General features: G+C 78.2%; 1 pseudogene. It reads right to left on the reverse strand.

Features of this window, described 5'->3' with window-relative positions:
• A pseudogene (locus tag Ato02nite_RS51170) lies at positions 1 to 444 on the reverse strand (DUF5682 family protein); the annotation flags it as partial.

Genomic DNA, 444 nt, shown 5'->3' on the forward strand with positions numbered 1-444 from the left:
GCGGCGCCGCGCAGGTCGGGCGGGACCTCGTCGTCGGTGGACAGGCGGGCGGCCACCTCGAGGGCGGCCGTGCGGTCCAGGCCGAGCGGCCGTTCGGCGTGGTGCAGCGCGTCGCGGCAGGCGGCCAGGGCGGCGATGCGGGCCGGGTCGGCGGGGGCGTCGCCGCCGCGGACGCCCTCGGCCAGCCACAGCACCCGCCGGACCGCGGCGGTGATCACCGTGCCCAGGGTGGTGCTGTGGGTGGTGTCGAACAGGTGGCCGTGCCGCCACATGGTCAGCACCACGGCCAGCATGCGGCCCAGCGGGCCCAGCTCGGGGGCGGAACCCACGGACGCCTCGATGTCGGACAGCGTGCGGGCCGAGATGTCGGTGATGCCGGCCTGTGCGGCGTCGAACAGCACGGTGGCCAGCGCGTCCACGTCGCGGCCGGCCCGGGTGGCGCGG

This window comes from Paractinoplanes toevensis, assembly GCF_018332695.1.
In the GTDB taxonomy this organism is placed as follows: Bacteria; Actinomycetota; Actinomycetes; order Mycobacteriales; family Micromonosporaceae; genus Actinoplanes; species Actinoplanes toevensis.